8 protein-coding genes are annotated in these 7712 nt (G+C 63.8%); 5 read left to right on the forward strand and 3 right to left on the reverse strand.

Going from position 1 to position 7712, the window contains the following annotated elements:
* Nucleotides 1-63: 63 nt before the first annotated feature.
* Nucleotides 64-309 carry a hotdog domain-containing protein gene (locus tag ACI2JO_RS19835; protein ID WP_404722217.1) on the reverse strand — a complete coding sequence of 82 codons (246 nt, stop codon included), beginning with the start codon at nt 307-309 and terminating at the stop codon, nt 64-66.
* Nucleotides 310-551: 242 nt separating this feature from the next.
* Here ACI2JO_RS19835 and ACI2JO_RS19840 point away from each other — a divergent pair, with 242 nt between their 5' ends.
* From ACI2JO_RS19840 to ACI2JO_RS19850, 3 genes are all read left to right on the forward strand, one after another.
* Nucleotides 552-1511, forward strand: coding sequence for an MlaD family protein (locus ACI2JO_RS19840; protein ID WP_404722210.1), 960 nt, complete (start codon nt 552-554; stop codon nt 1509-1511).
* 179 nt (nt 1512-1690) lie between these two features.
* A complete protein-coding gene (locus tag ACI2JO_RS19845; RefSeq protein WP_404722211.1) occupies nt 1691-2377 on the forward strand; it encodes a TetR/AcrR family transcriptional regulator in 687 nt (228 codons plus the stop codon).
* On the forward strand, nt 2374-3963 hold the full coding sequence (locus ACI2JO_RS19850) for an ABC1 kinase family protein (RefSeq protein ID WP_404722212.1): 1590 nt from the start codon (nt 2374-2376) through the stop codon (nt 3961-3963). The genes ACI2JO_RS19845 and ACI2JO_RS19850 overlap by 4 nt, the downstream gene beginning before the upstream one ends.
* 206 nt (nt 3964-4169) lie before the next feature.
* Here ACI2JO_RS19850 and ACI2JO_RS19855 read toward each other — a convergent pair whose 3' ends face one another.
* Together ACI2JO_RS19855 and ACI2JO_RS19860 are read right to left on the reverse strand one after the other, a co-directional pair.
* Nucleotides 4170-4433, reverse strand: a complete 264-nt coding sequence (locus ACI2JO_RS19855; RefSeq protein ID WP_404722213.1) for a MarR family transcriptional regulator — start codon at nt 4431-4433, stop codon at nt 4170-4172.
* Nucleotides 4434-4667: 234 nt separating this feature from the next.
* On the reverse strand, nt 4668-5240 hold the full coding sequence (locus ACI2JO_RS19860; protein WP_404722214.1) for a DUF4142 domain-containing protein: 573 nt from the start codon (nt 5238-5240) through the stop codon (nt 4668-4670).
* Between the two features lie 289 nt (nt 5241-5529).
* Between ACI2JO_RS19860 and ACI2JO_RS19865 the strand changes: the two genes are divergently transcribed.
* Both ACI2JO_RS19865 and ACI2JO_RS19870 read left to right on the forward strand, forming a co-directional pair.
* A complete protein-coding gene (locus ACI2JO_RS19865; protein ID WP_404722215.1) occupies nt 5530-6516 on the forward strand; it encodes an aldo/keto reductase in 987 nt (328 codons plus the stop codon).
* A complete protein-coding gene (locus ACI2JO_RS19870) occupies nt 6513-7349 on the forward strand; it encodes an SDR family NAD(P)-dependent oxidoreductase (RefSeq protein ID WP_404722216.1) in 837 nt (278 codons plus the stop codon). The genes ACI2JO_RS19865 and ACI2JO_RS19870 overlap by 4 nt, the downstream gene beginning before the upstream one ends.
* Nucleotides 7350-7712 lie beyond the last annotated feature (363 nt).

A 7712-nucleotide genomic window follows, 5' to 3' on the forward strand; every position in this document is an offset into this window, starting at 1 on the left:
GCCTCGTCTTCTTCATGTCCCAGCTCCTTGCCCGCAGGCTTCAAAAGGCCGGAAAACTCTCACTCAACATGGATGAAAAAACAGGGAGGACGTCAAAGCACGCACGAATGTCATGATCTCGGATACTCGGTAACAGTGTGCCCACGCCGTCACTGGCGAGCGGGCCGTTGGTAGACGAATATGATCGATCTTGAGGTTGAGGGTGGAAATCGACACCCGCTCCAGGCGAGACATCACGGCGATACCGCACGCGTGGTCGATGAGACTGGAGATGGCGCCGCTCGCGATTCCGCCAGCGGAATCGGCCAGATCGGAACGCTAAGGCATTCGGAGCGAACACAACCCGTCGCCCACCGAAAGGAGCCGGAGATCCAGTTCGGCACTCCACGGGATGATGATGCTCGCGCCACTGCGAACCTCCGACATGGTGTTCTCGCCTCCAGCCATTCCGACAAAGTTTCGACCGACGCCTATGCCGTCAACCATAATCATGGAAACGGAACGGAACGGTTTACATAGGAATGTGTCACGCCTAGTGGTTCGTCAAGGTTATGGAGACCCGCTCGAACCGCCTGCTCGTATTCACCGTGGTCGGCGCCATTGCCGCCGGTCTGCTGGTGTTCGCATCTTGGCTCCTCGCGGCCAGGAACCCCGACGGTCAGGAATATGTGATCCGGTTCAAGGATAGCGTTGCCGGCGTGAAGAACGGGTCGCCGGTCACCTATGCTGGCGTGTCAGCCGGCCTGGTCACCGCCGTCCGTTTCGACGAGCAGGATCCGTCAACAGTGCTGGTGACGGTCAGCATCGACCCTGAGATACCGATCCTCGAAGGCGTTCAGGGGGAGATATCAAGATCCCTGATCTCGGGAGAGGCAACCATCGTTCTGGATGGCGCGCGAAAGGGAGCGCCGCCGATCGCGGCCAGGGACGGCGAACCCCTTCCGGTCATTCCGGCGAAAAAGGGTGGGCTTCTCGGTTCAGGCGGCGACCCGGCCGCGCTGGTCGAGACGATCAGCCGATCGGTCGATACCATTTCAGCCAATCTTGATGAGAAGGGGCAGCAGCGGACCCGCGAACGGCTGGCCGAGTTGAGCGCCAGGACGGCAGTTTGGCCAGCCAAGGCGGCTCGGCTGGCAGATGCGGTCGCCGGCGCGGAGGACGGGGTGCTGGGGGCGGGCGATTCGGTCGCGGTTGTCGGCGAGCGTGCCGCCCGCATCCGCGCAAAGCTGGAAGCGCATCGGCATGCCGGCCTCGGAATCGATGATAAGCTGCGCAGGGCTCAACTCGCGGCGGAAAGGTTTCGTGGCGACGTGGAGTCTCTGCGCCCGACCATCCGGGGGCTCGAAGGCCAAAGCCGACAGGTCACAGACGTTGTTCGCTCGGTGCGTTCCAGGACGCAGTTGCTCGGCGACCAGATCGAACGGGTCGATCGCGAAGGAGTTCAGCTGTTCGGGACGCCCGACCTGCCGGATTACCGGCCAGCAAGATCACCAGCCCCGCCGTCGCGCTAGCGCCAGTCGTCGGTGGATCAGCGAGGCTCGTCGTCGAAGCCCGACTGGAGTGAAGAAAAGGAAAATGCCGCTCCGATCGAACACGGTGCTGGCCGCGAGCGTCTGGGCAGGACATGCTGCCGCTCAGGAGCCGGTCGCCATCGTCAGCTTCAGCGACTATCAGCCATCGCGGAGGCCAAGTGGACACCAAGGAACGATCCGAGAGCGTTAAACGGGCCGGCAGGACTGGCAGGCCGACGGCGCAAGCAGCGATCCGCCTGACCTCCCATATCCTGGAAAGCGCTCGTGAACTGTTCTTCGAACATGGTTTTGACGGCGCGAGCGCTGACATGATCGCCGAGCGCGCCAGGATCTCGAAGCGGACCCTCTACGCGAGGTTCGGCAGCAAGGCGCGCGTCTTCGAAGCCGTGATCCTCGACGAGATCGACACGCAACTCCGGGCACTGGCGCCGACCGTCGACGCGAATCTCGCCGTCACGGACAGGCTGCAGTCGATTGCCGATGTGCTTCTTCAGTGGCTGCTCACGCCGCGCATCGCGTCGATGGAGCGCGTCGTGATCGCGCAGGCCGTGCGCTTTCCCGCGCTTGCCGCCAACATCCACGAGTTCGGCTTTCAGCGCGCCGCTCAGTGGGTCGCAAGCATCCTCGCGGCCGCCGCCGCCAAGGGCGAACTCGACGTTCCAGACCCCGTTTTCGCCGCCGAGCAGTTCGTAACCCTGGTTGTGGTCGCACCCATGCGCCGCTCGGCACTCGGCCTCGCTCCGCCCGCCTATGACGCAAACGCTCGTGCGCGCATTCGTCGGAGCATCGAGCTATTCATCCGCGGCTGTCGACCGCGCGACACCGAAAGCGAGCGCATGCGATGACCGAGGCAGCCGACGGCATTCCGCTGAGCGAGCGGGCGAGATTTGGCGAACTCGCGCGGATATTTGCCCGTCACGGGCTTGGCGGCCTCGCGTCACAGATGGGGTTGGCGCCCAGCTTGCCTACGCGGTCTGGAGAACCGGTCGCGCCGATGCGGGTGGTCGCGCTGCTGAGCGACCTCGGCCCGGTCGCGATAAAGCTGGGACAGCTTCTTGCAACGCGAGGCGATCTTCTCGGGCCGGATTGGGTGACCGCGCTATCGGTTCTTCAAGACCAGGCTCCGGCGCTACCGTTCGAGCAGATCGAGCCTGAGCTCGTCGCGTCTCTCGGGGCGCCCGTCGATGAAGTGTTCGCGCGCTTCGACCCGGTTCCGATCGCCGCGGCATCGATTGCCCAGGTGTACGGCGCGGCTCTTCCCGATGGAACCGAGGTTGTGGTGAAGGTTCGCCGTCCCGGAATAGCGTCGCGCGTCGATGCCGACCTGAGATTGCTGCGCCGGCTCGCCCGTTTGGCGGAACGTCGCTCCCCGGAACTGCGGCGGCTGAAGATCGACGAGTTGCTGCGCTTCTTCGCCGAAAGCCTGTCCCAAGAAATGGATCTGAGCGCCGAAGCGGCAGCGTGCGAGGGGATCGGGTCATTCCTCGAGACACTGGGCGTCCGTACTCCGAGGTTCTTCTGGGATTACGTGGGACGCCGCGTCAACGTTCAGGAGCGGCTGGAGGGCGTGTCGGTGCGTGACATTGTTCGCGCCCGCGACGAAGTGGCGGACGCGGCTGCCGTTGCACACGCCTATGCTGATGCTGTGCTCCGCATGATCATCTTCCACGGCCGATTTCATGCCGACCCGCATCCCGGCAACGTGTTCGTGCTGCCAAGTCGTGACATCGCCTTCATCGACTTCGGCGCCACGGGCACCCTGACCCCAGCCCGACGCTCGGAGTTGGTCACCCTGGTCCTGGCGATCGCCGGAGACAATCCGGGCGCGGTCGCAGGTGTGCTCATGACCTGGTCGGGCGACAATTCCGTTGACGTCGGAACGTTGCAGCGCGCCCTCGAAGGCCTGATCGGCCGGTTCCGCGGCGCTGTTCTGAAGCAGATTGAGCTATCGGAGATCTTCTCGGACGTTTTTATCTTGCTGCGCCAATATCGTCTGGCGCTGCCACCCGATCTTGCATTGCTCTTACGCACGCTTCTGACCGCCGAGGGACTCGTGCGTACACTCGACCCAGAGTTTGATATCGCGACACGAGCGATGCCGATCGCTCGTGAGCTTGCGCGCGAGCGCATCAGTCCGGCGGAGTTGAAGAGAGGTGGGCGCCGGCTTGCGGCAGGCCTTGGCCGGCTCGCCGCAGCTTCTCCCGACCTGGTGGGGTTGGTGGAGAAGGTGGCGCGAACAGGGGTTATTCCCGTCGAGGTATCACCCGCGAGACCGTCAGGTGCTCGCCTATCCGTACAACAAGACGATGTGATGGCTGCCGGACTGCTTGTCGCCGGCGCGGTGCTCCTGGATCAGCAACCGCAAACCGGGATCATGTTGTGGGGCCTGTCAGCGGTCAGCTTCGCCTGGCGCCGGCTACGCCGTCAATAAGCAGCGCCCAGTGGCACAGGCGGCTGACAACCCGATAGTTCTCGGATTATTACCCAAGGCCAAGATCGGTTGTTGCAGAACGTCGGTCAGGACTGGGCGCATGCGGGGCTGCCGCTTGCAGGGCACAGGTTCTCGATAACCTTCTCCAGGAGTTGACCGAGCAACACCGCTTCCTCTCCGGAGAGCCTGTAATCGCCCGCTGATCCTCACTCGTGCCCAGCAGACCCAGTTGCTCGAGCACCGGTTCTTGCAGCGGCGTGAAGATGGAGCCGTTTGGCGCGACGATCCTGCGGGTCGTCGCGCCGCTCGGCCCAGCCCGCACTCTCGAGGCGGTCGATCACGCGTCCGCAGGTGACGGTGGAGACTTCGAGCAATTCGGCAAGTTCCCGCTGCGTCGCTCCCGGCCGTTGCTGGATCGCCGCCAGCGTGCGCCTGTGGCGACGGCGGGTGGGTGGACCGGCCAGGGCCAAGCGGGTCCGGGCCGGGACCCCATCGAAACCAGGGGAGGGATCCGTTGGTTCACCCTGAGGGAGAGAGGTAAACGGCCTTCTTCATTACAGGATTGGCACAGAGCGTGCGGTATGGCGCTTGGCGGATCACCAGGGCCGGGCACATCTCAGCCCGGAATAGCAAATGCGACAGTTCCGGCGCGGCAAGGTGCCGGGCCAAGCCGAAGGGAGTTGGTCGGCCTGGCCCGGCGAGGGTCACCTATCGGCAAGCCCGGAGGGGGTCAGCGACTTGCCGGTGGTGAGCTCGTTTTCCAGCACGGGAACGGCCGTGCCGGCGATCTGTTGCAGCGCCGGATCGGTGCCGTCTTGGGCGTAGCCTTTGTGAATCGCCCACGCAGCCTGTTGAACCTGAGCCGACTGGGTGAGGTAAAGATTATCAAAGGCGCTCTTTGGCGCCTTCTGCAGCAGCTTGAGGAGCGCAGCGCGATCCGCCGACAGCGCTGAAGATGGCGCCTTGATCGTACGCTGATCGTTCTTCAGCGCTGCCATCAAAGCTTTCTGGCTACTCTGCGCCTCGGCGAGGACGCGCTTGGCGTAGGATTTGACGTCATCCCGCTGGGCACGCGTCGCGGCAAGCTGGGCAGCCTTGATCTGATAGAGGTTCGCGTCGGATGCTGCCAGCACGTAATTTGGACCGCTCTGGCTCGCAACCGGCGCGACGCCGACATCCGCGCTGGTCATCGTGCCTGACGTTGCCGGGGAGACGGCCTGAGCGAAAACCGGAACAGACATGAGCGAAAGCAAAGCGGCACTGATCGCGATCTTCATCTAGTTCTTCCTTTCCGACGGCCAGGCTCACTCACCTGGATCACTTCGCTAAACCAAAAGGAAACCGAACCGTTCCATTCGCAAGTCTGTCGAACCTCGGTACAGCCGGTGCAAGGTGGATCATCGACGAGCTGCGCCGGCGCGGTCCAGACCAAGGGCGTCCACATTGTTACTGGGGGAGGATGGCGATGCCGCCGTTCGCGGAGGTAATCGTGTGGGCGGTAAACGGGCGGGAACTGCTTTGCATACAGACGGTTGCGTCCCAGAGGACAAGAGAAAAGGAAGACCAATGCACGTGCGCAAGCTCGGCACGCAGGGACTCGAGGTGTCTGCGCTAGGCCTCGGGTGCATGGGAATGTCGGAATTTTATGGCCGCGGGGACGAGGCGGAGGCGACAGCAACGATCCACCGCGCGATCGATCTCGGCGTGACGTTCCTCGACACCGCCGATATGTACGGCCCCTTCACCAACGAGGTTCTCGTCGGAAAGGCTCTGAAGGGCTGTCGCGACCTAGTGGTGCTTGCAACGAAGTTTGCGAACGTCCGCGGCGAAAACGGCGAGTTTCTCGGCGTTCGTGGTGACCCGCAATATGTCAGGCAGGCCTGTGACGCCTCGCTGAAGCGGCTCGGCGTCGATCATCTCGATCTTTACCATCAGCACCGGGTCGATCCCGGCACCCCCATCGAAGAGACTGTCGGGGCGATGGCCGAACTGGTCAGGGCTGGCAAGGTGCGCTATCTCGGTCTTTCGGAGGCGGCGCCAGAGACGATCCGCCGTGCGCACGCGGTGCATCCGATCACGGCGCTGCAGACCGAATTTTCGCTCTGGAGCCGAGAGCCTGAAGCGGAGATTCTTCCTGCCATTCGCGAGTTGGGCATCGGCTATGTCGCCTACAGTCCGCTTGGTCGGGGCTTTCTCACCGGACAGATCCGGAGCATCGAAGACCTGAGCGACGACGACTATCGGCGTCACGCCCCGCGTTTCCAGGGCAATAATTTCCAGAAGAACCTTGCGCTCGTGGAAGAGGTCGAGACGATGGCGAAGGAGAAGGGCTGCACACCGGCTCAACTCGCCCTTGCCTGGCTGCTGGCCCAGGGAGAGGACATCGTTCCCATCCCGGGAACCAAGAAGCGCAGCCGACTGGAGGAAAACGTCGGTGCACTGGAGGTGCGGATCACACCCGAGGACCTCGCGCGGATCGATGCCATCTTGCCGCCGGGTGCTGCGTCCGGGACCCGCTACGCCGCGCAGCAGATGCAGGCACTGAACCGGTGAACGAGGCAAGGCTCACAGGCCAGGTCGCAATCGTCACTGGCGGCGGCCGGGGCCTCGGGCGAGCGATGGCTATCGGCCTCGCGGCCGCGGGCGCGCGGGTGATCGCTACCGCCGCTCGCGAGGCGGAGGAAGTCGAAGCGGTGGCAGCCGAGAGCGGGAGCGATCGGATCCTTCCGATAGTCGCCGATGTCACCCGTGACGAGGACTGCACTCGGGTCGTGGCAACCGCGCACGAGCGGTTCGGTCGGCTTGACCTGCTCGTCAACAATGCCGGGCGCGGAATGAAGTATGTCAGCGAACGCTTTCTCGTTGAGCCCAGCCGGTTCTGGGAAACCGCCCCGGAGGTCTGGCGAATGGTTATCGACACCAATGTGAACGGGCCGTTCCTGATGGCCCGGGCGGCTGTTCCGACCATGATCGCGGCCGGCCGGGGGCGGATCGTCAATGTCACGATGAACCACGCCACCATGCGGCGGCGCGGGTTCTCGCCCTATGGCCCGTCCAAGGCGGCGCTGGAATCCGAGACCATCATCTGGGCGCAGGACCTTGAGGGCACCGGGGTCACCGTGAATGCCTTGCTGCCGGGCGGCGCCACGGCAACGGGCATGATACCGGACGGCTTCCCAGAAGAGGCGCGGGCAGAGTTGCTTGATCCGACCATCATCGTGCCGCCTCTTCTTTGGCTTGCTTCGAATGAATCGGCAGAGGTGACGGGATGCCGGCTCGACGCCTCCCGGTGGGAGCGCGGTGTTCCCGAGGCGAAAGCCGCCGCCGCGGCGATGGAAGACGCCGGCTGGATCGCTCGCCCGACCAGTAAGCCGCCCCGGCCGTGACCTGGAACTCCGTCGACTTCGGGGCCTGGTAGGAAGAAGTGGAACGCTGGTGCGGGCGGCAGAACCCTCCGCCGTCCAGTAAGCAAGGGAACGGAGAAGCGGCTGCCATGCTGGTCGGGGTTACGCAGCCCGATCGGCTATCATCGGCGCAGTAACGCCTCGAAGACAGGTATGCGAATCCCGCCGGCTTGTGGAGCTCGCGTATCCCGCTAGGTTCCGCTGCATCAACGCCGCATTTTACATAATCTTTACTATCGAGCGCGAAGCTTGTAAGCGCTAAGTAGAAATGACACCGCTCCGCTAGATAGAAAAGGCACACAGTGCCAGCGGGTCGCCGGTGTCATGGCCATCCTCGGCAGCGAG

This window comes from Sphingomonas sp. NPDC079357 (assembly GCF_044901155.1).
GTDB lineage: Bacteria > Pseudomonadota > Alphaproteobacteria > Sphingomonadales > Sphingomonadaceae > Sphingomonas.